The following is a 25,966-nucleotide window of genomic DNA, read 5'->3' on the forward strand; positions in this document are numbered from 1 at the left end:
TCCGCATGCTGTGCACTCTCCCGTCCCATGGTACAGGACGCCGCTCCACCTCCGACCGCGAACGACACGCCGATCTCCGTGCTCGCCATGGCGGGCAGCCAGCGCCGGCGTTCCTTCAACCGGGCGCTCCTGCGCGCCGCGCTCGAACGGGCACCGGCGGGCGTCGAGATCCGGGAGTTCGATCCGTCCCGGCTGCCGTTCTATGACGGCGACGTGGAGGCCGCGGGCGACCCCGCCGTGGTGGCGGAACTCAAGGCCGCGGTGCACGCGGCGGATCTCGTCCTGCTCGTGACGCCGGAGTACAACGGAGGGCTTCCGGCGGTGCTCAAGAACGCGGTGGACTGGGCGTCGCGTCGCCCGCGCCCCCAGGCGTGGGACGGGAGGCCGGTGGCGATCATGGGGGCGACGCCGGGGCGCCTCGGGACGGCGCTCGCCCAGCGCTCGCTGCGCGAGTCGCTCGCGGGCGTGAACGCCCATGTCATGCCGCAGCCGCGGATCCTCCTCGCCGGAGCGGGCGGGCTCTTCGATGAGGACCTCCGGCTCGCGGACGCGGCGACGCTCGACCGGCTCGAGGGGTTCATGGTTGCGGCCGTGGCCTGGGCCCGTCGGCTGGCTTAGGGGGAGAGCCGAGCGCCGGTGTCCGACCCCGCCCGCGTGATCTTCGAGCGCCTCAACCCCGACGCGCGGCGGCCGACCCGCGCCACCCGGCAATCGGCCGGCTACGACCTCCGGGCCTGCCTGACCGGCGGCTCCGTCCGCATCCACCGGGCCGCGAGGGGGGAGATCGTGCCGGAGGCGCCGCGCGCCGGGGATGACGGCCGGCTTCGGATCACCCTCGAGCCCGGGGACCGCGCGCTCGTGCCGACGGGTTTCCGCGCCCGGCTGCCGGACGGGTACGAGGCACAGATCCGGATGCGCTCGTCGCTCGCCTGGAAGCGCGGGCTGACGCTCCCCAACGCGCCCGGCACCGTCGACGCCGACTACCCCGACGAATGGTTCGTGCTCGTGCTGAACGCGGCCCGGCAGCCTCTCACGATCGAGCACGGGGAGCGGATCGCGCAGGCGGTGCTCCACCGGTACGAGGTCGCCGACTGGGAGGAGGGCGCCGTCGTGATTTCGACCGACCGCGCGGGCGGGCTCGGCAGCACGGGCCGCCGTTGAGCCGCGCCGGTGAGCCGCGCCGTTGACCGCCCGCCACGGAAGCCGCAGCCTTATACGGCCCGGTCCCGAATCACCGCCGGCTTCGAAGCGACCCCACTTCCGGGAGACCACTGATGCCCGAACTGCAGGACTGGCTTCTCGCCATCCCCGTCCTGATCGTGCTGCTCGTCATCTTCCTCATCGAAGTCACCGAGCGCTGAGCGTGATCCCGACCAATACGGCCTCCGTCGCAGTGGCAGTCGCGCTGGCGACGGCCGCCACGCCCGCCGCGCCGGGTCTCGCCGCGCAGGACGCGAGCGCCGACTACGCGGAGCCCTACCAGCGGCAGGCGTTCGAGATCTATCGGACGGCGATCGGCTTCCGCACGGCGGCGGGCCACGGCCAGGTGGCCACGGCCAGGTCCCCGCGCTGGCGCGCTATCTGGCGGACGAGTTCCGGGCCGGCGGGTTCCCGGCTGAGGATGTGCACGTCCTCCCGCAGACCGTCCCCGGCGGCGAGGAGACCGCGAGCCTCGTGGTGAACGAACGGGTCCCCGTGCGGGCGTTCTTCGGGGCCCTCGAGCACTGGTACACGATCCTCAACGAACTCGCCGGCCGCTGAGGCAGCGAGCCCCCCGCGTCGCGCCGGGCCAAGAGGCTCAGTTCGGGTCGATCCGCTCCAGTCGCTGGATCTCGATCGTGTCCGCGTGGGGACAGGAGACGGAACGCGACAACGCGCCTTCGATGAGGACGTCATCGCCCGGCCCGGCCCCCCCCATGGCCCCCGTCACCGAGTAGAAATAGCCGTCCCGGTCCTCGAAGGTCGTGCACCCGTCCTGCCGCTCGCGGATCACGCCCGATCGCTGCACGCGGCCCTGGGCGTCCGTCACGTGGAAGGGGTCGGATAGTCCGGTGGGCGCGAAGTTCCCGTTGAAGATGATGAAGACGACCGCCCGGTCCCACGACGCGCTCTCGGGTATCCGCACGGTGGCGCCGATCTCACCGAATTCCCCCTGGTCGCCGGTCCCCAGTTCCTCGAAACCGGTGCCGATCGCACCCAGGCCGACGACGACCCGCGCCTGAAGCGGGATATTCTCGGTGTAGAGGCTGACCTCGGTCCCGGGCGGGCCCATGCGAGGTTCCATCATCTGGATCTGACGGAGCGAGTCCGGCGTGGCGGGATTCGGATGTGCCTGCGCGAGCCCGGCATCCGCAGCGAAGAGAAGAAGCGGTAGCGCGACGACGCCCGGAACGACGCGTCGCTTCGCGAATCGTTTCATCGTGGCCTCCCGTCGAAGTCTCTCATCCCATGCTGCCCCCGAGGCCGTCCCGCCCGCAAGTTGAAGCGCGCCCAACGGGCCCGACAGCGGCGCTGTCGGCGCGACCCTTCGCCTCCGCAGCGGCCTTCAGGCGCGAACTGCCCCGCCCGCCGCCAAGGCGTTAGCTTCCGGATCCCACCAGGCCCGCCGGGGTGGCGAAACTGGCAGACGCATCGGACTTAAAATCCGAAGGGGTTCATCCCCGTGTGGGTTCGAGTCCCACCCCCGGCATCCAAATCACCCGTCCGGGGCGCAGGGGCCGCTCACGCCCCCGCGCCCACGGTCGCGGGCTGCCAGACGGGCTGCTAGAAGGGGCTGAAGTCCCAGCGCAGCCGGGCGAGTACCACGCGCCCGATCGCCGGGGCGCCCACCATGCTCTGGTACGCGTCGTCGAAGACGTTCGAGACGTCGACCTGGAACCAGAGGTCCTCGTACCCCGGGACGCGGAAACCGAGGTTCGCGTCCAGCGTCGTGACGGCCTCCAGATCGCCCACCCACGGACCGGAATCGAACGGATAGGCGTTCTGGGCGCGGAAGCGCAGGCCGCCGTTGAAGCCGGCGGCGGCGTTCCGGTACGTGAGCGACGCCGTGCCCCGCACGGTCGGCGAGTTCAGCGACACCTGGCGGACGAGCTCGCCGGCGGTCTCGAAGGTGTTCTTGTTGATGAGCGAGAGCGACGTGGCGAGCTCGAGCTGGTCGCTGAGCAGGAAGCCGGCGCCCAGTTCGCCTCCCATGACATCGAAGCCTCCGAGGTCCTGGTATCCGAGCACCAGCGCCGCTCCGGTGCCGCCGGCGCTCGTGGGCGAGACCGTGCCCAGCGGAACCTGGCCGGCCAGGTCGGCGATGAACTGGGCCGTGGCGAGCGCCACCGGCTCGTTGGGGAAGGCGACCCCGACCAACTGCCGGAACACGCCCTCCAGGTACGGCCGCAGCTGCGCGCCGTTCAGGAAGATGTTGGGCGAGAGCAGGCGCAACGGCGAGATGTAGCTGTCGTAGCGGGTGAACCACGCGTTGGCGCCGAAGGACACCCGGTCCCCGAACACGCCCTTGTAGCCGACCTCGAGTGTGTTGCTCACGGTCGGACCGAGCGCCTCGATGTCCTGGAGGGCGGCGAGGTCGACGGCCTGACAGAACGGGGGCGCCACACAGCCCGGCGGCGGCGCGCCGCCGCCCGCCGTCTCCGTGTCGAGTAGCAGGGCCAGGAAGCCCACCTGGTCCGCGGACGGGGCGGGGATCAGCGGGGCCAGCGCCGCCAGCTGCGGATCGGCGGCGCCGAGCAGCGCCATCGCCGTGGCCCAGAGCTGGGCCGTGGTCGTGGGCAGGAACTGCCGCGGGCTCCCGCCGAGCAGCACGTTGAAGGGAGACATGTGCATCGGAATTCCGTTCGAATCCCTCATGTACATGTACCCGTTTCCACCGGCCCCGGTGGCGCGGAGGTCATACCGGAACGGCAGGCCCGGGATCGGGATCGTCCCGCCCGAGATGTCGAGGAACTGGTTCGTGGACGAGGGCGTCGAGAACGCCCGGTTGAAGGTGACGCGGAACGAGTTCGCCGCATCCGGCTTGTAGACGAGCGCCGCGCGCGGCGAGAAGACGGGATCCGCGAGGCTGCTGTTGTAGTCGTACCGAACCGCGGCCGTGAGGTCGAGCTTCGGGCTCACCGCCCATTCCCACTGCGCGTAGCCGCCGATCTCGGTCGTCTGGTCGTCGTCCTCGAACTGTCCGTTGATCGTCCCATCGCTGTCGGGATTCGTCCCCAGGTAGTCGACCCCGTAGATGACCCGGTGCGCGGAGCCGAACCGCGACTGGTACTGCAGCTGTCCGACCAGCAGCGACGAGTTGTCGAAGAGCGGGCGGCCCGAGCGAAGGAGGAAGGTCTCGTCGTTCGTGTTGTAGTTGTAGAACACCTGCGCGAACAGGTCCTTGTGCCGGAAGCGCGCCTGCCCGTAGGTGACGCCCCAGTTGGTCACGCTCGCCGCGCCCAGGCCGGTGAGTTCCGTCGCCCGCCCGGCCACGTTCCGTCCGGCCGCGAGGACGAGCGACGTCCCCGGCGACGGTTCGAAGTCCATGCGGGCGTCCACGCCCCAGTTGCGGTGGCCGGAATCGCGCCCCATGGCCACGTTGCGGGCCGACTGCTGCAGGATGCTCTGATCCGTCGGATTCGTCAGGTCGAGTCCCGCGGTGAACGCCTGGCAGGGCGCGGACGAGAGGTCGAACTGGGCCGCGACGCATGCCTGCCCCGCGCCCCGCGCCTGCGCCTCGACGACATCGTCGTACACGTATTCCGTCGCGTCGAAGTACTGTCCCGAAATCTTGAACCCGAACTTGTCGCTCGGGGCCACCGCGATGCGCCCGTCGAACTGGAACAGGCCCGCGTCCCCGCCCTGGATCGGGAGGCTCCCGATCCCCGGCTCGTTACCCTGCTGTCGAAGGCCGCCTCCCACCGAGAAACTCGCCCCGGGCGAGCGAATGGGTGACTTCGTCAGGTAGTGGATGACGCCGCCCGCGGCGTTCGGTCCGTAGAGGGCCGATCCCGGGCCCAGCACCGTCTCCACCCGCTCGAGGTCGAGTTCCGACGTCGGGTTCAGATAGAAGACGTTGACCCGGAGCGACGGCACGCGCGCGATCCGGTTGTCGGTCATGTACAGCGCGCGGCCTGAGAAGATGCCGTTGAAGCCGCGCAGCACCGCGTAGCGGCCGCGGATCCCGGTGCGCGCCACATCGACGCCGGGCTGCTGCTCCACGTGCTCCACCGGCGAGGTCACCTGACGTTCCTCGATCTCCCGCGTCGACACGACTTCCACCGCGGCCGGCGCGTCCAGCGCCTTCTCGAACGTGCGGGAGGTGGTGACCGTGAGGGGGTTGAGCGCGAAGTCCTGCGCCGCCATGACCGCCGACACGGTACTCGACTGCCCGGCGACGGCGGCCTGCGACTCCATGATCACGGTGCGCCAGCCCGGCGATGTGAACCGGATCGAGTACGTGCCGGGCGCCACGCCGCCGATTTCGTACGCTCCGCCGGGCCCGGTGGTCGCCCGCCCGATGACGGTGTTGTCCGCATCGACGACCTCGACGAGCACGGCGGCGAGCGGCGTACCGGTGTCTTCGTCCGTCACCATACCCACGATCCGGGCCTGGGCCCAGGCGGCGCCGGGGATCGCCCCCAACGCGATCACCACCGCCAGAAACAGACGCCCGAAACTCGCGCGCCGGCCGACACCCACCCCGAGTCCATTCATCGTGAACGCCCTCCTTCCGGTTCCATCCCGCTGGCCAACCCCTCGTCCTCCCTCACCCATCGCAAGCTAAACCTCTACTGCCCGCTACAGCCCGTAGGACACGCTAATCCCTTCCACGACGAAGCGAGCGGTTCCGGTGAAACTGGACGGCGGTTCCACTCCCGGCGCGAAATCTGGCGGGGAGTGGGTAATCGACGCCTCGAACGGGTAACTCTCGCCGGTCGCGTCGGAGCTTATCCGCCCGCCCCATTCCCCGGAGAGGAGGTGCCTTAGCTTCATGGGGTGTCTCCCTTCGGGGTCTGGCCGTATCGGTGGCCGTGCTTCCGCCACGTCGCGCGCTTCTGTTCGAGGGTCACGGTGCGTCGGCAATCGCCGCAGTAGACCGCTCGCGTGGCGCGGCCCTCGCGAGACGGTAGCGCGTTCCCGCAACGAGCGCAGCACGGCCCCCGATATTGGGGGGAGGCGCGAACCGCCGCGATTTCACTATAAACGTACGGATCCGTACGTCTTTCTTGTCTTTTTCTAAGGTGAGAAATACTGGAACTACTGGAACTACTGGAACAACTAGAACAACGTACCGAATCGCCTTATACCGCGCGGGTTTCCGGGTGTTCCAGTTCTGTGCCGGGTGTTCCAGTTCGGGACGGGTTCGGGGGGGTACGGAGGCGGCTCCGCCATCCCCCGCCGTACGGTTTTCTGGAGGATGTTCTGCGGGGTGTTCCAGTTCGGGTGGAATCTTCGCGGGCTGGAGGCGGTCTCCACCGCCCCGGATTGTTACACGACATTCCGATTGGTTACATACGAGTCCGATTGTTACATGAAAGTCCGCTTGTCAGACAGCCGAGGGGTATCTTGTACGTGAGGGAACACGCCGTTCCCCTCGCCACCAAACCCGAGGGAGACACCATGAGCGAGATGGTAGAGCAGCTTCTCGTCAGAACGCCCGCCGGAACGAAGGCCCGCATTATCGCGATGGCGCGCAAGCGCGGACAGAACACGAGCGAGTGGATTCGCGAGAAGATCGAAGACGGGCTGGCCGATTCTGGCGACAAGACGGAGGTGCTGCGCCGCGCCGCCCGCCGCCTCGATTTCCTGGGTGAACCGAAGACCGCGACGGAGGCCACCACCATGCTCGGCAAGATCGCCGAGGCGGTGGGTGAAGGACGCTTGGATCGCCATATCGGGCGTGACGTGACGAACACGCTGAAAGCCTTCATCCGCCGGATGGAGCCGGGGCGCGCACCGTCGGCGTGGTGCCGGTGGCGAACGAGGGGGCGCTGCGGAACCGGGACTGGGTCGAGGGGAATCTGGCCCGCGTCCACGAGGCGACGGACGGGCGCGTGGCGTACGTGTACGTGCCGAACACGGCGGGGGCGGGGCACGAGTACTTCAAGCGCTACTTCTTCCCGCAGACGAACCGCGAAGCCGTGATCGTCGACGAGCGCCACAACGGGGGCGGCCAGATCGCGGACTACTACATCAACATCCTGCGCCGGCCGTACGTGTCGCACTGGGCCATGCGCTACGGCGCCGACCTCATCACGCCGCAGGGGGCGATCCCCGGTCCGAAGGTGATGCTGATCGACGAGACGGCGGGATCCGGGGGCGACATGCTGCCGTGGATGCTCCGCAAGCTCGGTCTGGGCACCCTCATCGGCCGACGCGCGTGGGGCGGGCTCGTCGGTACTCTGGGGTTCCCGATCCTGATGGACGGCGGGTCCATCACCGCGCCGAACCTCGCGATCTGGACCGAGGACGGGTTCATCGTCGAGAACGTGGGGGTGCCGCCGGACATCGAGGTGGAGCAATGGCCGGCGGAGGTCATCGCGGGGCGGGACCCGCAACTGGAGCGGGCCATCGAGGTCGTCATGCAGCAACTCGAGGCGTCACCGGTCGAGCAGCCGGTGCGGCCCAACTTCCCGATCCGGGTGCGCCGGCCCTAGCTCCCGGGGCCGGCGCGGGGGTCTCTCGAAGGAGGGACCCACGCGCCGGATCACGGATCCTGCAGGGTCAGCGGCAGGTCTCCGGGTCCACCCCGACCGTCACGGCCTCGGCGGTGAGCGAGTTCCGGGTCTGCCGCCAGTTGATCAGCGCGTTGGCCCCCAGCCGCCTCGCATCGGCGAGGACCTTCTCGAGCGCTTCACGGAACTCCCCGCTCCGGATCAACTCGGCGGCGCGGTCCCCTGCGTTCGCGTTGTCCGAGAGGGCAGCTGCGGCCGCGCGGGAGGCTCCCGAAATCGTCGCCTGGACCTGTCCGTGCTCCTCCTCCTTCGGACAGCGATTGAGTCCCTGCCAGCCCGGGTCGCAACGGAGGAGTCGCGAGTACGTGAGGTTGACCGCGTTGTCGTCGACGCCGAAGCAGGCCCAGATCCGGTCGTCATCGTCGCCGCCACCCCCGGTCGCGCCGGTGAGGGAGAAGACGAGGTCCATCCGCGTGATCGGATCCGTTAGGCTGGCCGCCGTCACGCTCCCGCCGACGTTCCCGAACGTCGGCTGCACGGCCAGGGCCACCTCGAGCGGCACGTAGCAGAGTACGTAGCCGCCGTCGAATGCGGTCTGGCCTTCCGTGCCTCCCGCTTCCCCGTCCACCTCCCACGTCACGACGACGCCCGCGCCCGGGAGCCCCATCTCGCCGTCCTCGTCCATGACGGCCCCCCACAGGGCACCCGTGCCATCGGGTGAGTCCGGACAGACTTCGTTGAGTTCCTGAGCCATCACGCCGGGTACGGCGCCCGCCAGCGCGAACGCGCCCGCCGCGATTCCCAATCCGAATCGTCTCATCGTTCTCTCCTGCGGCAATGGTACATCGCTCCCGCGCAGATCAGTTGCGCGTGTACTTCGTCAGTCCGCCCTCGGCGGCCTGACGCGAGTTCGGCCCCTCGGCGGCGTAGACGTTCCCGTCGGCGTCGACCGCGACGCCCTCGCCGGCCTCGCCCTGCGGGTCCTCCGACTCGTGCGGCGGGATGAACGCCGTCACGCGGTCCTCCGACGCGTGGCCAATGCGGACCCCGGTCAGCCAGTCGGAGTGCTGGTTCGGATTCGACTCCGAGTCGATCGCGTACACGTTGTCCTCGTCGTCGATGAACAGCCCGCTGACGCGGCCGTACTGATAGTGCGTATCGAGCAGGTTCCCGTCCTGGTCGAAGATCTGGACCCGGTGGTTGCCGCGGTCCGCCACGAACAGCCGGCCCTGCGAGTCGAACTCCAGCGCGTGCGGCGTCCGGAACTCGCCCGGCCCGTCGCCGATCCGGCCCCATTCCATGATGTACTCGCCCTCGGGCGAGAACTTGATGACGCGGCCGGTGGAGCCTTCCGGCGGGTTCGCGTTCTGCCCGCTGTGGCCATCGGACACGAAGATCGACCCGTCCGGGGCCGTGATCACGTCGCACGGCTCGTTGAAGAAGGAGCCGGGCTCACTGCCGCGGACGCCGGTCTGCCCCAGCGTCATGAGTACCTCGCCCTCGGGCGAGAACTTCACGACCGTGTGCCCCTTGTCCTCCGTCCCCTGGGAGTCGGTGATCCAGACGTTTCCGTCTTCGTCGACGTGAATCCCGTGCGGAAGCACGAACAGGCCGGCCCCGAAGCTGGCCAGAATCTCGCCCGTCTCGCGGTGGAACTTGAACACCGGATCGACGGTGTTCTCGGCGCATCCGCCCGCGAGCGCGATCCCCCCGCAGCGGTCGTAGGCCCAGATGTGGCCGTCGATCGGGTCGATGTCGATGCCCGCCGTGGAGCCCCACACGCGCCCGTCCGGCAGCGGGGCCCAGTCCTTGGTGACGACGGGGGTAGGGTTCGGAAGGCCGGCCGCGGCCGGATCCACGACGTCCGCCGGATCCATCATCTCCGCTTCGGGGGCGTCTCCGGCCGCGCAGGCCGTGATCCCGAGGAGCGCCGCTCCCACCGCGATGGTGTGCGCCAGTCTGGTTACACGCAGGCTCTTCATGTGTCCTCCATACCGTTCCAGTGTTGCTGACGGATTGCCTCCGGCCCCACCGCGCACCATCCCCGTCTCTCGAATGTGCCTTCCCGGTCCCGATCTGGCCAGACAATCGGAGGGTCCGCAGTTTCGACTCCGGTTCCACACGGCGAGATGAACCCCGGAGGTCGGTGTCCATGGTGAACGTCTGGAGGAAGCGCGGCGTCCGAGGCGCGAGGTGTGATTCCCGCAGCGGGCGTCGCGTCTCGGGTGCGCTCTTCGTGCTGGTGGCGGGAGTCGTCGCGGCGTGCGCGCCGGATGACGGCATCCCGCGAAACCCCTCGGGCCGCCCCGACTTCAACGGCATCTGGGCCGCCCTCGGCAACGCCTACTGGGACATCGAACCGCACATGGCTCGTCCGGCGCTGGCCATGCAGGAAGGTCCCGTCGTGCCCGTACCCGCGAACGGGGTCGTGGCGCTCGGCGCCGTCGGCTCCGTGCCGTCCGGACAGGGGATCGTCGTCGGCGGGCGGATCCCGTACCTGCCGGAGGCCCTCGCGCGCCGCGAGGAGAACCGTGAGCAGTGGCTGGAGCGGGACCCGGAGATCCGCTGCTACCTGCCCGGCGTCCCGCGCGCCAACTACATGCACCTCCCGTTCCAGATCTTCCACAGCGATTCGAAGTTCTTCATCGCCTACGAGTACGCGGGCGCCGTCCGCGACATCTATCTCGAGGATCCCGGCCGTCCGCAGGTCGATTCGTGGATGGGCCAGTCCGTGGGCCGGTGGGAGGAAGACACCTTCGTCGTCACCGTGAACGGGTTCAACGGCCGCACCTGGTTCGACCGGGCCGGGAACCACCACAGCTACCAGCTCGTGGTTACGGAACGCTGGACCATGCTCGGGCCCGACCATCTCATGTACGAAGCCACGATGGAAGATCCTCAGACCTTCTCCGAGCCGTGGACGGTCCGCCTGCCGCTGTACCGGAACGTGGACCCCGACGCGCGGCTGGGTCAGTTCAAGTGCGTCCCCTTCGTGGAAGAGCTGATGTACGGGCACCTGCGCAAGAACCCGATTCCGCGATAGGCGTGCCCGCATGAACGTTCCGAGGCTCCCGGGAGGGGTCGCGACCGGATGGCGTCCCGGCCTCGCGCTCGTCCTCGGGGCCGGGCTCGGATTCGCGGCCTGCGCCTCGCCCGATGGTGTCGCGCGGGGAGACGGCGGGGGCTGGGTCGTGCCGCGGACCCCGGATGGCCGGCCGGACCTCCAGGGGGAATGGACGAACGGCACCATGACCCCGCTCCAGCGGCCCGAGGGCGAACCCCTGGTAGCTGACCCCGGAGCAGGTGGCGGAGCGCGAGGGGGGGCGCCAGGAGTTCATCGAGACGCGCAACGCGCCCAGCGATCCCGACCGCGAAGCACCCCCCGTCGGGGGCGACGGGTCGACCGGGGCCGCCGGCGGCGTCGGCGGCTACAACTACTTCTGGATCGACGCGGGCGACCGGGTCGCGGAGTTCAACGGAGAGCCCCGGAGTTCGCTCATCACGAGTCCGGAGGACGGCCGGATCCCCGCCGTGACCGCCGACGGCCAGCGCCGCCGTATGCAGGCATTCCGGCGGTTGGCGGGCGAGTTCGACAACCCCGAGAACCGCCCTGTCGGTGAGCGCTGCATCCTCTCGTTCGGCTCCAACGCCGGCCCGCCGATGCTGCCCAACTACTTCTACAACAACAACTACTCGATCGTGCAGACGTCCGATCACATCATGATCATGACCGAGATGGTGCACGACGTCCGCATCATCCGCATGGGAGAGCCGAAGCCGCTCCCCGATGGCGTGCGGCCGTGGATGGGCGATTCCCGGGGCCGCTGGGCGGGCGACACCCTCGTGGTACGTACGAGGAACCTGAACCCCGACCAGATGGCGGCGTACGCCTATCTCTTCGCCCCGGGCTCGGAGAACATGACGGTGACCGAACGCTTCACGCGCGCGGACGAGCACACGATCAACTACGAGTTCACGGTCGAGGACCCGGACACGTTCGAGAGCAACTGGGGCGGGGAAGTGCCCTTCACGCGGCTCGAAGGCCAGCTGTACGAGTACGCCTGCCACGAGGGAAACTACGCCCTCTCCAACGTCCTCAGCGGCGCCCGCGCCCAGGAGCGTGCCGCGGCCCGCGCATCTGGTACGGAAGGCTCGCCGTAATTACTTTGTACTTACAGGATAACGATTCGAGGGCGGGCAAGGCATGAAAACGCGACTCATCCAAATCGGTAACTCCCGGGGCATCCGGATCCCGAAGGCTATGGTCGAGGCCGCGCGGCTGGACGAGCCACTCAGGTTGCGCGTGGTGGATTCGGGCTTGCTCATCGAGCGTGTGAACGAACCGCGGGCCGGGTGGGCCGACGCGGCGCGAGAACTCGCGGACCGGGGTGACGGCGGACTGCTCGACGATCCGGTGCCTGCCGCCTTCGATGAATCCGAGTGGGAATGGAAGTAGGGGAACCGAGGCGTGGTGACGTCTACCTTGTGGCGTTGGATCCCACCCTCGGCTCCGAAATCAGGAAGGCCCGGCCTTGCGTCATCGTCTCGCCGGATGACCTGAACCCCTCCCTGGGGACGTTCCTCGTGGCGCCGATGACCACCGGCGGTCGGCCCTACCCTTTCCGCATAGCCTGTCGATTCCGCAACCGCGATGGATACGTGGTCGTGGATCAACTGCGTACCGTCGACCGCGTCCGCCTGGTGCGACGCCTCGGGCGGCTATCTCGCAAGACCATGGCCGACGTCCTCAACGTACTTCAGCGAATGTTCGCTCCGTGACCTGAGGTCGCGAAGCTTCCCTCCTGTTTGTTACCTTGCGGCAAGCAATGCTGACCGGCGTTTTCACGCCGGACTGTTGAACGAAACCCGGATGAGACCGATGCGGAAGATTAGTTTGTACCTCCTGGCGGGCGGGGTCGCGCTGGCTGCGGCGGCGCCCCTCATCGCGCACCACGCCTTCGGGGCCGAGTTCGATCGAGACGCCCCCATTCGGCTGCAGGGTTCGGTCGTCATGCTCGAGTGGGTGAACCCGCACACGTGGATTCACCTCGAGGTGCAGACCGATACCGCGACCCATGTGTGGATGGTTGAGGGCGGGACGCCCAATACGCTCCTCCGGCGCGGGCTCAAGCGCGACTGCCTCGCTCCGGGCACTGAGTTGATCGTGGACGGCTACCAGGCCAAGGACCACTCGCTCAAGCGGGCCAACGGCCGTGACGTGACCTTCACCGACGGCACCAAGTTCTTCATGGGCTCGTCGGGCGCCGGCGCCCCTCCCGGCGGTGCTCCGAGGCCGAACGAGCCCAGCTACCAGAACAATCCCTGCCAGCCGCCCCCCGGCTGGGAAGGCGAAATCCTGGACGTTACGAGCCACAGCATCCTCGAGGAGCACGACTAGCACGAAAGGCTTGGCCCAGGGTGAAGAAGTTTCGGTGGATCAGCGCTTGGGTCGTCGTACTTCTGGCCGCCTGTGAAGGCGGCGGCACGATGGTCCCGTCCCCCCCTCCCGTAGCACCCCCCCCGCCGCCGCCGCCCATCGCGGCAAGCGTGGTCATCGAGACACGGAAGATCATTAAGGACTACCTGAGTGACGTCGTGCTGGACTTCAACGAGTGGGTGAGCGCGGACACCTTGATCATCCGTCCCGGCCTCACCTCCCCGGTAATCCGCGTCACGGCCAAGCAGCAGGACGGGAACCCCGTTACCGGTGTGGAACCGGTAGTAGGGTTCTCAACGGGCACAGATGCGGTGACGTATCGCACGCTTGTCGGTGACAGCCTGAAACAGATATCGCTTCAGCGGGAAAGCCACCAGTACTGGACCATCTTTGACGGCGGAACTCCCGCTGAGACGCAGATTCTCACGGTTACTGCAAGGCTGGGGGATGTAGCTAACAGCCTCGTGGTGGTTCTCCCGACCACGCTGGACACCGCCACGGGTCCACGCACACTGCCAGAAGGTGTCACCCTGAACGACGTAGGGGAGCGCGCGTCCACGCCGCTTAACTGGTTTACCTCGCGCGCGGGTGCCGCTGAAATCTCCTACGAGTTCTATGTAGGCGAGACTCCGGACGACGACGACAGTGGTCCAGCGATCCTCGACGTCATGCAGAACGGCAACGGTGAGCTGGAGATCACGGCGGTTGGGCGAGGGAGACGCTACTTGCACTACCGGGCGCTATCGTCCGCCTTCGAGCTGCGCACGGGGCGGATCTTGACGGCGGTCGATGACTGCTACCCTGCGGAGCTGGAGCGCCGCCCCGTCTACGACCGCGCCTCCACGGGGTTTCGGGTTGATCTGGTGTACGAGGAACCGGACGATTGGTCGCGGTGCGCCAAAGTGCTGTTCGATCAGGCGGTAGGATTCTACGAAGCCGCCTTGAAGGACAACACCCGCCCCACGGATTTCCAGGTGGTCGTGTTCGACGGGTACGAAGACTGCAACGGTTTCGCGTGCGGCGGGCCGCGAGGACCCCTCGTGGATCGAGGGGAAGGTGACGGGATCTACTTCCCCGCTGGTGGAGTCTACTGGCCCGTGGAACGCCCCTACGATCCGGGGACGTTCGGTCGCGTCCCCGACAACTTCGCATACGAGGTGATGCTGCACGAGCTGGCCCATGTGTTCGGCATCGGAACGTACTGGTACTACGGCGACGTGCGGCTTGTGAACCCCACGCGCGGGACGGGGCGCGCGGATGTCCATTTCCCGGGACCGAACGCCGTTGCCGCGTTCGATGAGGCTGGCGGGAGCGGTTACCTCGGCGGGAAGGTGCCCTTGACGAACTACCCCGACGATACCGGCGGGCATTGGCGGGCTGTGTTGTGCGGCGAGATCATGGCGCGTGGCAACTGCCCGGTGTTGGACCTGAACTACGTTTCCGCCATCACGCTGGGCGCGCTCGCTGACTTCGGGTGGGTCGTGGACATGTCGGTGGCCGAGGACTACACGCTCCCCTCCAGGGATATGGCCGCGTCGGTTCTGGCCGATACGGTCAGCGGTCACGACGATGTATTGATTCGGATAACACACCCGGATAAGGGATCAGAGCCCTCAGGCTGAGAAGCCGATCCAGCGCCCCGCCGCGGCGACCGTAAACCAGAGCCCCAGGGAGATGAAGGCGATGAGCCGCGTGCGCCAGTTCGCGCCACTCGGGGCTGCGGCCACCACCCACTTCCGGGCCCCGAAGGTGAACGCCAGCGCGACCGGCAGCGAGATCATCTTCACCCAGAAGGACGTGTTGTAGTAGCACTTCACCGCTTCCGACAGAAGCAGCGGGATCCCGGTCAGGAACATCAGCGCTACCCCCGCCACGAGCCACGGATGCCCGTGCCGGACGACGTTGGCGATCGGCTGGCGCGTGAGTCCCGTCCCCCAGAGCCGCAGGTCCACGAGCAGCAGTGCCCCGCCAAGCAGCCCCAGCCCCAGCAGGTGGACCGCCTCGATGATCGGGAACGCCCAGATCGATTCGCGGACGACGATGCCGAGGGCCGTGTTCTCCAGCCGCTCGAAGAAGGGGAGCCACGCTTCCGGGGCGAACTGGCGGCCTCCCATCAATGCTCCCCTCCGTTATTTGTCCAGCGACAATCAGGATGAGAACGTTGCGACAATCAAGGTGAGAACGAGGGGTCGCGACGCTACGAGTGCGAGGATGTAGGCGGTTTCGGGGACGCGGGGCAAGAGGGCGCGGGGTGGCGGGGCGGTGGAGCGCGGATTCTTTGAGGGGTAAGGGTAGGGTGAAGCCTGTTCGGCGGTCTCTGCGGGCGGATCCTCGGGCCGTTTGCGGCCGGGATTGCCCGGAACCGGGCGGTTTCGCCCCGGCTTGGGCGATCCGGAGGGGTTCGAAGCTTCGTTGATGCGCCCTTGGACGGCTCTGGGCGCCGTTCAGAGCCGCATCCTCGGGCCCCGTGCCGGTCTTTCGACAGACATCGAAGCGTTTTCGTGGCCGCGTCAGCCCGATTCCGGTCCTCCCGCTTGCGTCCCGTCCGCCGGCTCCCCCGCCTCTGCCCGCCTGGCCGCGATGGCCGCCCGGCGTCTGTAGCTCTCGACGTTGAGTTCGAAGATGTGGGAGCGGTGGACGAGGCGGTCGACGGCGGCAAGGGTCATGGCGTCGCCGCCGAAGATCCTGCCCCAGGCGCTGAAGGGTTCGTTGGCGATCACCAGGAGCGAGCGGTTCTCGTAGCGGGCGCCGATGAGTTCGAAGAGCACGCTGGTCTCCGCATTCTCCGAGGTCACGTAGGAGAAGTCGTCGAGGACGAGCAGATGGTACTTGTAGAGCTTGCGGATGGCTCCTTCGAGGGCGAGGTCCCGGCGTGCCGCCTGGAGCTTCTGGACCAGGTTCGCCGTGCGCTGGTAGAGCACCCGGAACCCGTTCTCGACCAGCCTGAGCCCGAGACCCGCTGCCAAGTGGCTCTTGCCCGTTCCGGGCGGCCCGAACAAAAGCACGTTTGCGCCCTCATCGAGCCAGGTGTCGCCGCTCGCCAGGACTCCCACGCGCGCCTTCGACACCGCGGGCACGAGGGTGAAGTCGAAGTTGTCGAGCGTCTTGCCCGGCGGCAGCTTCGCCTCGGCCCGGTGCCGCTCGAAGCGCCGGCGCTCGCGGTCGGTGACCTCCTGGCTGGCCAGCGCGGCGAGCAGGCGCGCCGCCGACCAGCCCTCCCGGTCCGCACGCTCGGTGAAGCCACGCCACAGCGCGCGCATGGTCGGCAGCCGCAGCTGCTTCAGCAGCAGGTCGAGTTGCGGCGGATCCACGACGAAACGGTCGCTCATGAGAGTCCTCCGGCGTGCGGGGCGGGGGCACCGAGGTCGTCGTAGTCCGCCACGGGCGGCAGGGCCAGGCCGACATCCGGGATGCCGTCCGGCTTCGGCGGGAAGCGCTTGCGCAGGAGCTCCGGATCGGGGAGTTCCCCGGCATCGAGTCCCCGGTCGATCTCGGCCGCCAGCCGGGCTTCGCAGCAGTGGTCGTGGGCCAGGGCGAGCAGGTCCACCATCCGGCGGCAGGTCTCGCGGTCGTCCAGACCTTCGCGCAGCGCGTCGAAGGCGCGGCGGTAGGCGCCGCGGGGAAACAGGCCGTCGCGGTGGACCCAGTTGAGCAGCGCCATCGGCTTGCGCCTGAGCGACGGCAGCACGTGCCGGTGGTTGACGACCCGCCCGCGCCGCCCTCCCGGGCCCGCGTGGCCCCGCGGCAGCGTCATGAGTTGCTCCGTGCCCGCGTACACCACCAGCCGGTCGTCGTACAGCCGCACCCGCAGCCGGTGTCCGACCAGACGCGAGGGCACCGTGTAGAACACGCGGCGCAACGTGAAGCCGCCCGTGGTCGTTACCCGCACCAGCGTCTCCTCAAACTCGTCGCTGCGCCGCCCCGGCAGCGGCCCCAGCACCGCCCGCTCCGCGTCGATCCGCTCCCGGTTGCGGGCGTTGCGGCGGCTTACCACCTGGCCCAGGAACGCCCGGTACTCCCCGGTCGTCTCGAAGTCCCGCGAGCCCCTCAGCAGCAGCGCATCCTCGATCGCCCGCTTCAGGTGTCCGTGCGGACCCTCGACCGAACCGTTCTCGTGGGCCCGGCCCCGGTTGTTCCGGCTCCCCTTCATGTCGTAGTCATCCAACAGCGCCTCATACCGCGCCGTCAGATCCTCCCTTGCCTCCCGCTTCAGGTTCCGGAACGCCGCCGACAGGCTGTCCGTCCGATGCTCCTTCGGCACGCCGCCCAGCGCCCACAGCGCATCCTGCAGCCCCCCGGCCAGCGCCACGTAGCTCTCCCCGCCCAGCACCACCGCCACATGGCAGAACCCCGAGTACTCCAGCCGGAAGTGGTACAGCTTGTGCACCAGCGGCTCACCGGCGATGCTCACCCCCAGCGCCCCGGCGTCGGTGAAGTCCGACAGGCCCCGCCGCCCCGGCTCGTGCTTCTGCCGGAAGATGATCTCCCGCTCCGGCCCGTACTTCGCCTTCCAGCCCCGCACCCGCCGCTCAAGCGTCCGCCTCACCCCGGGGTGCAGATCCGGATGGCGCCGCATCATCTCCTCGTACAGCGCCACCGCCCGCAGCCCCGGGCTCGCCTCCAGCAGCGGTACGATCTCCTCCTCGAAGATCCCCGCCAGCGGATCCGGGCGCCTTCGCTCCCTCGGCTTCCTCTTCTCCGACGACCGCCCGGGATCCGCTTCGATCCGGTACGCCGTCGCCGTGCTGAACCCCGCCCTCGCCGCAGCCAGCGCGGGACGGTCCTTCTTCCGGTGCGTCATGTAGAGCTCCTTCTGGTGGTCCGTGATGTGTCGGCCCGGCACTTGGCGTCTCTCCGTTCAAGGGGAAAACACCAAACTTCGGGCCGGCCACAACCACCTCCGGCTCTCTCACCCTGATTGTCGCTGGCTTCTCATCCTGATTGTCGCGCTACAGTTATTGCGTCTCATGGCGTTTACCTTCGGAGAAGTTGGTCGCACGGAGCGTCGTAAACGGGCTGGCGATCGTCAAGCGCCACGCCGCCCGATCGGGCGGATGGCGTATGGTATCCCGGGTGTGTTCTCCCCTATACTCGGGGCGACAACGCCCCGCCGCGGGCGTGCACGGGAGCCAAACTCACGGAGATTGGGGATGTTTCGCTATGGGATGCGCTGGCTCGTCGTGTCGGGCTTCCTGTCGGCAGCGGCGGCAGAGGTTCACGCGCAGACACTGTACTCGGAGAACGGGATCGAGGTGCGCGCGTCGGCGAGAATCATCGAATACGGTGCGGAAGGGTGTCAAGTGCTCGAGGAGCACGAATCGGCGGCGTCATACAGGCGGAAGAGGGGAAACGACGGCCAGCCGATCGACATCTGGCAGATGGACTATTCCGTGTACAACGGGTCCGAAAGGCCACTCGCCGAATTGCTCGCCGTCTACCGGGTCGAGGCCCACGAGCCGCCGTGTACCCTCTGGGGCCTGCGTGCGAGCCGGAACTTGCCCGGACCGGTCCGGCTGAAGGCCGCGTTCGGCGAAATCCTGCGCGCCGCGGGCGACGACCCGCTGCCTCGCGGCGAAACCCTGACGGCGACAAGCTACGTGTACGTGTTCCGCGGACACCGTGCCTGGTTCGCCGACTGGAGCGTGAACTACCAATTCGCGGCGGTCCCGGTCGTCCAGCGTGCGCCCGCACCGGTCCGAGTGCCTGAAGGAGCGAACCCCACCCAACCTCCCCCGCCGCCCGCCGCCGTGCCGGAATTCGTCCCCCCGGACATCCCCCCGGTGGACCCGGCGAATGTGTTCAGCGACTGCTCGGGGTGTCCGCAGATGGTGAAGGTGCCGGCAGGCACGTTCACGGTGGGCTCTCCCGCGTCGGAGAGAGGCCGGGGCGACGACGAGGGCCCGCAGCACTCGGTGACGATCGGGGCCCCCTTCGCGGTGGGGATGTACGAGGTGACGTTCGCGGAGTGGGACGCCTGTGTGCGGGCCGGCGGGTGCGACTACGAGCCGGACGATGAGGGGTGGGGCCGGGGGGACCGGCCGGTGACCAACGTGAACTGGACCGACGCCCGGACGTACGTGCGGTGGCTGTCCCGACATACCGGGCAGGAGTACCGGCTTCCGAGCGAGGCGGAGTGGGAATACGCGGCGCGGGCGGGCTCGCAGACGGCGCGTTACTGGGGCGAGAGCCAGGCGGGTCAGTGCCGGTACGCGAACGGGGATGATGGTTTCGCATCGTGTGCGGATGGGCATGAGTACACGGCGCCTGTGGGGTCATTCGCCCCGAACGCCTTCGGCTTGTACGACGTGATCGGGAACGTGGCCGAGTGGACGCAGGATTGCCGGAACGACGACTATTCTGGTGCGCCGACCGACGCGCGCGCCCGGGAGTCGGACGATTGCACCTATCGGGTCCTGCGCGGCGGTTCCTGGCTCAACGAATCGCGGGACCGCCGCTCGGCGCGGCGGGACTGGAACAACGCCGCTTACCGGTTCCTCAGCTTCGGTTTCCGCGTCGCCCGGACGCTGAACCGATGATCCGATTGAGGACTGACTGGCCCGTGACGACGGTGTTGATGATGGTGTTTGTGGTCCGGCGTGACGGCGGACCTGCACGCACAAACGCTGTTCGAGTCGGACGTGATCGAGTTGCGCGGCTCGGCGAGAATCGTCGAGGACGAAGCGGAGACATGCGAGGTGCTCCAGGCGTACGAGACAGTCGAGGCGTACAGGCGGAAAATGGCCAATCACGGTCAGCCGATCGACGTCTGGCAGCTGGACTATTCCGTTCACAACAGGTCCGGTAGACCACTCGACCAATTGAACGTCTCCTTCCGGATCGAGGCCCCGGAGCCGCCGTGCACGAACGGGAGCCTGCCCGCGAACCGGGCTTCGGGGCGGGTCCACCTGAGAGTCGCCGTTGGCGAAATACGCCGCGGGAGCGGAGATCCGACGGCCCCCGGCGAAACTCCGGCGGCCACGAGTTACATCTACGTGTTGCGTGGACACGAGCCCCGATTCGCCAACTGGAGCGCCAACTATCGGTTCGCGGCCGCGCCGGTCGCCGTCCCGGACTCATCGGCAGCGCCTACCGTGACACTGGATGCCGCGACACCAGGTGCCGCGCCGGAAGAGAGCCCGATGGCCGTGGCCGTCGGCCCGGCGGATGTGTTGAGCGACTGTGCCGGATGCCCGCAGATGGTGGTGGTGCCCGCGGGAGCGTTCACCATGGGGCCACCGCGCTCGCGCCACCACGTGATGTTCGGCGCGCCGTTTGCGGTCGGCATGTACGAGGTGACGTTCGCGGAATGGGATGCCTGCGTGGACGCCGGTGCCTGTGGCGGCCACTGGCCGTCGGACCAAGGCTGGGGCCGCGGAGACCGTCCTGTGGTCGGTGTGAGTTGGGACGATGCCCAGGCCTACGTGTCGTGGCTCTCCCGGCAGACGGGACAAGACTACCGGCTGTTGTCCGAGGCGGAATGGGAATACGCGGCCCGCGCCGGGACGGTCACGGGGCGCTTCTGGGGAGACACGAGTTCCGACCAGTGCGGCCACGCGAACGGCTACGACGAGACGGCGCACGCGGAGTGGGGCTTCTCCGGATCACCCGTGGAGTGTTCCGACGGATATGCTGCAACGGCGCCCGCGGGGTCGCTCATCCCCAACAGATTCGGGTTGTACGACATGCTGGGAAACGTGTACGAGTGGACGCAGGACTGCTGGAACGGGAGCTACGCCGGCGCCCCGACAGATGGGAGCGCCTGGGAGTCCGGGGACTGCGGCGACCGGGTCATCCGCGGTGGCTCTTGGAGCGCCAGCCCAGGGCGCCTTCGGTCGACGAGCCGGGATTGGAACCCCTTGGACAGCCGGTTCAACAACATCGGTTTCCGCGTCGCCCGAACGCTGAATTGATCCAGCGGGGGACCGGCATCATGGCAGAGGCGCCCTCAGGACATACGGCACGTCCAGCTCGTCCGCGATCCAGGTGTAGATGTGGCCGTGGCGGACCCGGAGGGGCCCGGCTGCCTCGAACCCCAGGCGAACGGAACCCAGGTAGCCGCCGTCCTCGGAGAACAGGTCGTAGAAGGCGGGGGCATCGGCAGGAGTGACCCTTCGGACCCAGAGCCGTCCCTCCTCGTCCATGAACAGACCTCCGAGGATCGGCTTGACGTCCGGCATGAGGGTCGCGACCTCTTCGGCGTAGCGCCGCATTTCCGGGGCCCCCTCGGCGATCCCCTCGACGTACGCCGAACGGTCTTCGGCCGTCACCGGCTGCTCCTCCAGCCCCGCCTCGATGACGATCAGCGTGTCGCCGGCTTCATTGGTCCGGGCAATACGATACGAAGCGCTGTTGGCGCGCCAGAATCCTCCGGACGGATGAACCAGGATGCTCTCGCCGGACTGGAAGGGAATGCCGAGGACTCCCGCTCCTCCGCTGAACGTGTAGCTGTACGATCGATACCTGCTATCGCCCAGATAGACCGAGTCGATGGCCCCGCTGGACAGGTCGTAGGACTTGTAGTAACGCCTCACGGTCCCCGTTTGCAGGCCCGGGTCGGGCGGGTAGCTCCGAACCTCGTCCGAATGGGAGGTGCTCCTCCAGTACCGTCCCGGATTGTCGAACTCCCCGCTCCACATGTATCCGTACCTCCTGACCGGCTTGCCGAACCTGAGTACCTCCTCCCCGTTCGGGTCCACCCCCATGATCACCCACCGGGAGTGATCGTGGATCCAGAGAAGGGTGTCGCCGGAGAGATGAATCCCATTGGCTTCGAGGATCTCTCCGGGACCCTCCCCGCGGCGCGCAATCGTTCGCACGTACTCACCGTCGGGACTGTAGGCCCTCACCTCGGCCGCAAGATAGTCCAGAACGTAGATCGTGCCGTCGCTTGCGGCCTCCACACCCCGGATATCGCCGAAGGTGAGGTTGGGGTCATCCCCTTCGACGCTGCCGAACCGCAGGTCCACACGCACTTCGCTGACGACCGGACCGACGGAGTCAATGGCGGGGAGGCCGGGATACCGCACCAGGACCGCTCCATTCGGAAGCGTCTCGCGTGTGGGGTTCGCCGTCGGCGATTCCGTTTCGCAGGCGCAGAGGGCGATCATCAGCGCGAGACCGGGAAGGATACGCGTGGGGTCCGCTTTGGCGGCGAGTCCTGAGAGACGCATGGATCGACCTTCCCTTGCCCTTCAGTCCCCCGCCACGGGGCAGCCGGCCGCCCGGTTGATCCAGTCCGGCTGACCGGGGATGTCACAGTCGAACCAGTTGTAGGCGATGAGTCGGCCGGAGACGATGATGAGCGCCCACGCCGCGAGCGAGACGGCGCCCGCCGCACGCGCCCGCCCCGGAAGGACGGGAGAGCGCTCCCACTCGAGCACCCGGCGGCGGATCCCCCGGTGAAAGAGAAAAGCGTTCAGTCCCGCGACTATGAACAGAATTACTTTCAGTCGAAAGAAGATGTTGTGATAGTATCGGACCGGGTTCGAGTAGAAGATGAGAAATCCGGTGATGACCATGATCGTGAACCCGATCCGGGTCCACGGGAGGAGGCGGCCGGTGACCTCCGAGACGGGGACGCGCCGCATGGTCCAGCCGAGGAGCCGGAGGTCGTTCATCATCACGGTCCCGAAGAAGAGCGCCACCGCGAGCACGTGGGCCGACTCGATCAGCGGCCACGCCAGCGTGGACTCCAGCAGGGCCACGCTCCAGGGCGTGCTCCCGAGCCACTCGAGGAATCGTTCCATTTGCGCCTAGCGGCTCCCCTGATCGTCCGTCGTATCGCCGGTCGACGTGTCTTCGGCCACGGCCCCCAGGGAGTCGGCAGGCGCGGTGCTACGGGGGTCGCTCGGCCTGAGAGTCTCGGCGGCGTATCGGGCGTGGCAGTCGCGGCAGGCGTAGTAGACCTCCGCACCCGCGTCGAACACGGCGTCGGCGTCTCGTCGGTCGACCGCCTCGAGCGCCAACCGGCCCGCATCGACCATGTCGCGCGAATGGGCCATCCAGTCCCCGCGGTCCCGCACGCGCCCGTCCATCATCAGCAGGTTGCCCGACTCCGCGAGGATGAACGCCGCGTTGCGGAGCGCCGTCCAGTCGTCGTCGGTGAGCGGGCGGATGAGGTGTACGCCCTCTTCAACGAGGATCTCCCCCACGCCGTCCCAGTAGGTCTCGGCGGCGGGTTCGAGCACGGAGATCATCAGGTCCGTCACGTCCGCGACCACGACCGGCCGTTCCGGGGCTTCCCCCGAACACGCGGCGGCCAACCCGGCGGCGAATGCCACGGCCGCGAGCGAGATGCCCGTGAGGCGAACCCGTCCTTCGGTTTCCTTGGGAGAATTCGAGATCTTCATGGGCGGGGAACCTATTCCTTCGGAGCGGCCCGCGCCCCTCGCGGCTAACCCCGCGACCGGCCGATGTCGGTGTCCCGCCACGCCTGATCCGCCGGCTCATCGGGATCGGAGCGCAGGAACCGGATGAGTTCCGCATGGAACGGCTCCGGGATCTCGAACTGTGGCGAGTGTCCGACTTCCGAGAAGATCACGAGTTCGGCGTTCTGCAGTTCCTCGGCGATATTCCGCGCCAGCGCCGGATAGTCGGCCACCAGCCGGTCCTCCGCGCCCCCGATGACGAGCGCCTTTGTCGCGATGTGCTGCCACTCGTAGACGACGGGGTCCTCGTACAGGATCTGGCGCTGCGCCGCGCGCACGCGCGCCATGCGCGGCCAGTCGCCGCTCAGGGTGAGACCGTACTGGACCTTCACCCACTCGAGGTACTCCGGCCGCCAGCCGTTCGGGTAATAGCGCATGTGCCCCCGGAGCACCGACTCGTACGTCGTCCCGTTGAGGATGGACTCATACGTCTCGGCGGGATCGGTCCACGCCCGTCCGGGCCGCGAGTCGGTGAGGCCGATCTGGTTCACCATGGCGACGTGCGTCGTGGCCTCGGGGTAGGTGGACGCGAACCGGGTCGCGACCATGCCGCCCATGGAGTGCCCGACGATCGCGGCGCGCTTGATCCCCAGCGCCTCCAGCAGCCGCTTCGCGTTCCTGGCCGGGATGTGGAGGTTGTAGTGGATGATCGGTTTCGAGGACCGGCCGAACCCCAGCCGGTCGATCGCGATCACCCGGAATCCCTCGTTCCGCAGGGCCTCGATCGTGGGCCGGAACCCCGCCGCGAAGAAGTTCATCCCGTGGAAGAGCACGACGACCTGTCCGTTCGCGGGGCCGGCGGGGGGCACGTCCATGTAGGCGAGCCGATAGGGATCTCCATACACCTCGACATCGAGATACGACACCGGGTGCGGGTACGGGACGTTGCTGTAGTCGATCGCCGTGGCTTCCCAGTCGGCGGGCGGGGCTGACGGCGGTTCCGTCTGGGCCGAGACGGGCACGGCCGCAAGAGTGAGAACCGCTGCAACGCGGGGTGCGAGGCCTCGGTGCGCGGCGACTCCGCGGGCTTGCCGACGGAGGCCGAGGTGGCGGGCAATCGACATGGTGGTCCTCCCTTCCGGACGGTTGCGGTCCCCCTGCGGGCCAACCTACGGTGAGCAACGCCGGATGTCCTGCTACTGCGAGGTTCTTCATGCGTACACGCTCATTCGCTTCCTTCGGCGTCACCGCCGCCGCGTTCTGGCTCGGGGCCGCGGCGCCCGCGCTCCAGGCACAGCAGCCCACCGCGGAGGACGACCCGGTGGCGGCCCTCGTCAGCCGGCTGACGCTCGACAACTACAAGACGACGCTCAAGGGGCTGACCCAGTTCGGCGACCGCCGTCAGGGGACGCAGCGTAACCGCGATGCGGTCGACTGGATCGAGGCGCAGCTGCAGGCGTTCGGCTGCACCAACAGGGAGCGGATCGTCTACACCTTCCCGCCGCCGCCCCCACCCGACGCGGCGCCGCGCGGGACCGCGCCTCGGGGCGCCGCTCGCCGCCGCCCCGCGCCCAACGAGGGGGACCTGACGACGGCGACCGGCGGCCTCGTGGGCCGGCGAGGCCCGGGCTCTGGCGGCAGCACGCTCTTCGGCTACCGGGGCCCCACCGGCGTCAACCGCGATCTCATGGCGCAGCCCGACGAACGCATCCGGGAACTCAACCGCGAGGAACCGGTCGACGGCGAGCGGTCCGAGGTCTACTGCACGAAGGTCGGGACGACCCGCCCGGACGAGATGTACATCATCGGCGCCCACATGGACGGCCACGGCGTGAACGAGGCGGTGAACGACGACGGCTCCGGCACGGCCCTCGTCATGGAACTCGCGCGCGTGTTCAGCGCGCCGGACGTGCAGACCGAGCGCTCGATCCGTTTCGTCCTCTGGAACAACGAGGAGACGGGCCTCAACGGGGCGCGGGCCTACGTCGCGCAGCGTCAGGACCTGCAGGGCGTGGAGGATCCGCCCGGTTCCGGCCGCTATCCCGAGCCGCGCTGGGTCGGCATGGTGCAGCACGACATGATGCTGTGGGACCACGGCGCCCCCGGCCCGGACGGTCTGGTGAGCCGGAACCAGCGGCCCGAGGCGGACGTGAACGTCGAGTTCCAGTCCAACTCCGAGCGGGCGGCCGATTCGATGAAGCTCGCGTTCCTGTTCAAGGTCGCGAACGAACGCTACGCGACGGACTACCCGGCCGCGGTCGGTCCCCACATGACGAACACGGACTCGACCCCGTTCATGGACATCGTGCCGTCGATCAGCCTGCGCGAGAACGAGCGGGGCGCCCAGGTCGGCGCGGGCTGGGACCCCAACTGGCACCAGCCGACGGACGTGTGGGCGACGTACACGGACGACGACTTCCGGCTCGGCCTCAACGCCGGACAGACGACGCTCGCCGCGATCGCCCAGCTGACCGGCGCCACGCTCGACAACTGACCGCGCCGGC

26 protein-coding genes and 1 tRNA gene are annotated in these 25,966 nt (G+C 68.3%); 14 read left to right on the forward strand and 13 right to left on the reverse strand.

Going from position 1 to position 25,966, the window contains the following annotated elements:
* Positions 1 to 27: 27 nt before the first annotated feature.
* Together ACPXY0_RS04785 and dut are read left to right on the forward strand one after the other, a co-directional pair.
* Complete coding sequence (locus ACPXY0_RS04785; protein WP_419941355.1) at positions 28 to 618, forward strand: NADPH-dependent FMN reductase; 591 nt, start codon at positions 28 to 30, stop codon at positions 616 to 618.
* A gap of 18 nt (positions 619 to 636) precedes the next feature.
* Entirely contained in the window at positions 637 to 1,161 is a 525-nt protein-coding gene (gene dut, locus ACPXY0_RS04790) for a dUTP diphosphatase (RefSeq protein WP_423928970.1), read from the forward strand.
* A 339-nt stretch (positions 1,162 to 1,500) separates the two neighbouring features.
* Here dut and ACPXY0_RS04795 read toward each other — a convergent pair whose 3' ends face one another.
* The gene (locus ACPXY0_RS04795; protein WP_423928972.1) at positions 1,501 to 1,629 is read right to left on the reverse strand and encodes a hypothetical protein; all 129 of its coding nucleotides are present in this window, start codon (positions 1,627 to 1,629) and stop codon (positions 1,501 to 1,503) included.
* Here ACPXY0_RS04795 and ACPXY0_RS04800 point away from each other — a divergent pair.
* Positions 1,624 to 1,761 (forward strand): hypothetical protein, encoded by a 138-nt coding sequence (locus tag ACPXY0_RS04800; RefSeq protein ID WP_423928974.1) that lies wholly within the window; start codon positions 1,624 to 1,626, stop codon positions 1,759 to 1,761. The two genes, ACPXY0_RS04795 and ACPXY0_RS04800, sit on opposite strands and share 6 nt — an antisense overlap.
* Before the next feature lie 37 nt (positions 1,762 to 1,798).
* Here the strand turns inward: ACPXY0_RS04800 and ACPXY0_RS04805 are convergent, their stop codons facing one another.
* Positions 1,799 to 2,419, reverse strand: coding sequence for a hypothetical protein (locus ACPXY0_RS04805; RefSeq protein WP_419941358.1), 621 nt, complete (start codon positions 2,417 to 2,419; stop codon positions 1,799 to 1,801).
* 185 nt (positions 2,420 to 2,604) lie between these two features.
* Between ACPXY0_RS04805 and ACPXY0_RS04810 the strand changes: the two genes are divergently transcribed.
* A tRNA-Leu gene (locus ACPXY0_RS04810) sits at positions 2,605 to 2,689 on the forward strand.
* 74 nt (positions 2,690 to 2,763) lie between these two features.
* On the opposite strand, the gene ACPXY0_RS04815 is transcribed toward ACPXY0_RS04810, so the two are convergent.
* Both ACPXY0_RS04815 and ACPXY0_RS04820 read right to left on the reverse strand, forming a co-directional pair.
* Complete coding sequence (locus tag ACPXY0_RS04815) at positions 2,764 to 5,697, reverse strand: TonB-dependent receptor (protein ID WP_423928976.1); 2,934 nt, start codon at positions 5,695 to 5,697, stop codon at positions 2,764 to 2,766.
* A gap of 84 nt (positions 5,698 to 5,781) precedes the next feature.
* Positions 5,782 to 5,976: a hypothetical protein gene (locus tag ACPXY0_RS04820; protein ID WP_423928978.1), complete on the reverse strand. Its 195-nt coding sequence runs from the start codon at positions 5,974 to 5,976 to the stop codon at positions 5,782 to 5,784.
* 980 nt (positions 5,977 to 6,956) lie between these two features.
* Between ACPXY0_RS04820 and ACPXY0_RS04825 the strand changes: the two genes are divergently transcribed.
* Positions 6,957 to 7,640 carry a S41 family peptidase gene (locus tag ACPXY0_RS04825; RefSeq protein ID WP_423928980.1) on the forward strand — a complete coding sequence of 228 codons (684 nt, stop codon included), beginning with the start codon at positions 6,957 to 6,959 and terminating at the stop codon, positions 7,638 to 7,640.
* 67 nt (positions 7,641 to 7,707) lie between these two features.
* Here ACPXY0_RS04825 and ACPXY0_RS04830 read toward each other — a convergent pair whose 3' ends face one another.
* Together ACPXY0_RS04830 and ACPXY0_RS04835 are read right to left on the reverse strand one after the other, a co-directional pair.
* Positions 7,708 to 8,478, reverse strand: a complete 771-nt coding sequence (locus tag ACPXY0_RS04830; protein ID WP_423928982.1) for a hypothetical protein — start codon at positions 8,476 to 8,478, stop codon at positions 7,708 to 7,710.
* Between the two features lie 40 nt (positions 8,479 to 8,518).
* Positions 8,519 to 9,640 carry a peptidyl-alpha-hydroxyglycine alpha-amidating lyase family protein gene (locus tag ACPXY0_RS04835; RefSeq protein ID WP_423928984.1) on the reverse strand — a complete coding sequence of 374 codons (1,122 nt, stop codon included), beginning with the start codon at positions 9,638 to 9,640 and terminating at the stop codon, positions 8,519 to 8,521.
* A gap of 170 nt (positions 9,641 to 9,810) precedes the next feature.
* Between ACPXY0_RS04835 and ACPXY0_RS04840 the strand changes: the two genes are divergently transcribed.
* The 6 genes from ACPXY0_RS04840 (at position 9,811) to ACPXY0_RS04865 (ending at position 14,717) form a co-directional block, all read left to right on the forward strand.
* Positions 9,811 to 10,701: a hypothetical protein gene (locus ACPXY0_RS04840; RefSeq protein WP_423928986.1), complete on the forward strand. Its 891-nt coding sequence runs from the start codon at positions 9,811 to 9,813 to the stop codon at positions 10,699 to 10,701.
* A gap of 260 nt (positions 10,702 to 10,961) precedes the next feature.
* The gene (locus tag ACPXY0_RS04845) at positions 10,962 to 11,819 is read left to right on the forward strand and encodes a hypothetical protein (protein ID WP_423928988.1); all 858 of its coding nucleotides are present in this window, start codon (positions 10,962 to 10,964) and stop codon (positions 11,817 to 11,819) included.
* 43 nt (positions 11,820 to 11,862) lie between these two features.
* The gene (locus tag ACPXY0_RS04850; protein WP_423928990.1) at positions 11,863 to 12,114 is read left to right on the forward strand and encodes an AbrB/MazE/SpoVT family DNA-binding domain-containing protein; all 252 of its coding nucleotides are present in this window, start codon (positions 11,863 to 11,865) and stop codon (positions 12,112 to 12,114) included.
* On the forward strand, positions 12,105 to 12,437 hold the full coding sequence (locus ACPXY0_RS04855; protein WP_423928992.1) for a type II toxin-antitoxin system PemK/MazF family toxin: 333 nt from the start codon (positions 12,105 to 12,107) through the stop codon (positions 12,435 to 12,437). The genes ACPXY0_RS04850 and ACPXY0_RS04855 overlap by 10 nt, the downstream gene beginning before the upstream one ends.
* Before the next feature lie 100 nt (positions 12,438 to 12,537).
* Positions 12,538 to 13,056 carry a DUF6152 family protein gene (locus tag ACPXY0_RS04860; protein ID WP_423928994.1) on the forward strand — a complete coding sequence of 173 codons (519 nt, stop codon included), beginning with the start codon at positions 12,538 to 12,540 and terminating at the stop codon, positions 13,054 to 13,056.
* A gap of 149 nt (positions 13,057 to 13,205) precedes the next feature.
* The gene (locus ACPXY0_RS04865) at positions 13,206 to 14,717 is read left to right on the forward strand and encodes a hypothetical protein (RefSeq protein ID WP_423928996.1); all 1,512 of its coding nucleotides are present in this window, start codon (positions 13,206 to 13,208) and stop codon (positions 14,715 to 14,717) included.
* Here the strand turns inward: ACPXY0_RS04865 and ACPXY0_RS04870 are convergent.
* The 3 genes from ACPXY0_RS04870 to istA form a co-directional block, all read right to left on the reverse strand.
* Complete coding sequence (locus tag ACPXY0_RS04870) at positions 14,709 to 15,209, reverse strand: DUF6644 family protein (RefSeq protein ID WP_423928998.1); 501 nt, start codon at positions 15,207 to 15,209, stop codon at positions 14,709 to 14,711. The two genes, ACPXY0_RS04865 and ACPXY0_RS04870, sit on opposite strands and share 9 nt — an antisense overlap.
* A 396-nt stretch (positions 15,210 to 15,605) precedes the next feature.
* A complete protein-coding gene (gene istB, locus ACPXY0_RS04875) occupies positions 15,606 to 16,424 on the reverse strand; it encodes an IS21-like element helper ATPase IstB (RefSeq protein WP_419167119.1) in 819 nt (272 codons plus the stop codon).
* Entirely contained in the window at positions 16,421 to 17,938 is a 1,518-nt protein-coding gene (istA, locus tag ACPXY0_RS04880; protein ID WP_423929000.1) for an IS21 family transposase, read from the reverse strand. The genes istB and istA overlap by 4 nt, the downstream gene beginning before the upstream one ends.
* A gap of 307 nt (positions 17,939 to 18,245) precedes the next feature.
* Here istA and ACPXY0_RS04885 point away from each other — a divergent pair, with 307 nt between their 5' ends.
* Positions 18,246 to 19,631: a formylglycine-generating enzyme family protein gene (locus tag ACPXY0_RS04885; protein WP_423929002.1), complete on the forward strand. Its 1,386-nt coding sequence runs from the start codon at positions 18,246 to 18,248 to the stop codon at positions 19,629 to 19,631.
* Positions 19,632 to 19,691: 60 nt separating this feature from the next.
* Positions 19,692 to 21,005 carry a formylglycine-generating enzyme family protein gene (locus ACPXY0_RS04890; RefSeq protein ID WP_423929004.1) on the forward strand — a complete coding sequence of 438 codons (1,314 nt, stop codon included), beginning with the start codon at positions 19,692 to 19,694 and terminating at the stop codon, positions 21,003 to 21,005.
* An 18-nt stretch (positions 21,006 to 21,023) separates the two neighbouring features.
* Here the strand turns inward: ACPXY0_RS04890 and ACPXY0_RS04895 are convergent, their stop codons facing one another.
* From ACPXY0_RS04895 to ACPXY0_RS04910, 4 genes are read right to left on the reverse strand one after another with little or no spacing between them, the layout of a single operon-like run.
* Positions 21,024 to 22,265: a 6-bladed beta-propeller gene (locus ACPXY0_RS04895; protein ID WP_423929006.1), complete on the reverse strand. Its 1,242-nt coding sequence runs from the start codon at positions 22,263 to 22,265 to the stop codon at positions 21,024 to 21,026.
* A 21-nt stretch (positions 22,266 to 22,286) separates the two neighbouring features.
* Positions 22,287 to 22,841, reverse strand: coding sequence for a DUF6644 family protein (locus tag ACPXY0_RS04900; RefSeq protein WP_423929008.1), 555 nt, complete (start codon positions 22,839 to 22,841; stop codon positions 22,287 to 22,289).
* 6 nt (positions 22,842 to 22,847) lie between these two features.
* The gene (locus ACPXY0_RS04905) at positions 22,848 to 23,444 is read right to left on the reverse strand and encodes a hypothetical protein (protein WP_423929010.1); all 597 of its coding nucleotides are present in this window, start codon (positions 23,442 to 23,444) and stop codon (positions 22,848 to 22,850) included.
* A 44-nt stretch (positions 23,445 to 23,488) separates the two neighbouring features.
* A complete protein-coding gene (locus tag ACPXY0_RS04910; RefSeq protein ID WP_423929012.1) occupies positions 23,489 to 24,586 on the reverse strand; it encodes an alpha/beta fold hydrolase in 1,098 nt (365 codons plus the stop codon).
* Positions 24,587 to 24,675: 89 nt separating this feature from the next.
* Between ACPXY0_RS04910 and ACPXY0_RS04915 the strand changes: the two genes are divergently transcribed.
* Positions 24,676 to 25,956 carry a M28 family metallopeptidase gene (locus ACPXY0_RS04915; protein ID WP_423929014.1) on the forward strand — a complete coding sequence of 427 codons (1,281 nt, stop codon included), beginning with the start codon at positions 24,676 to 24,678 and terminating at the stop codon, positions 25,954 to 25,956.
* Positions 25,957 to 25,966: the final 10 nt, after the last annotated feature.

It is taken from the genome of Candidatus Palauibacter sp. (assembly GCF_965237495.1).
In the GTDB taxonomy this organism is placed as follows: Bacteria; Gemmatimonadota; Gemmatimonadetes; order Palauibacterales; family Palauibacteraceae; genus Palauibacter.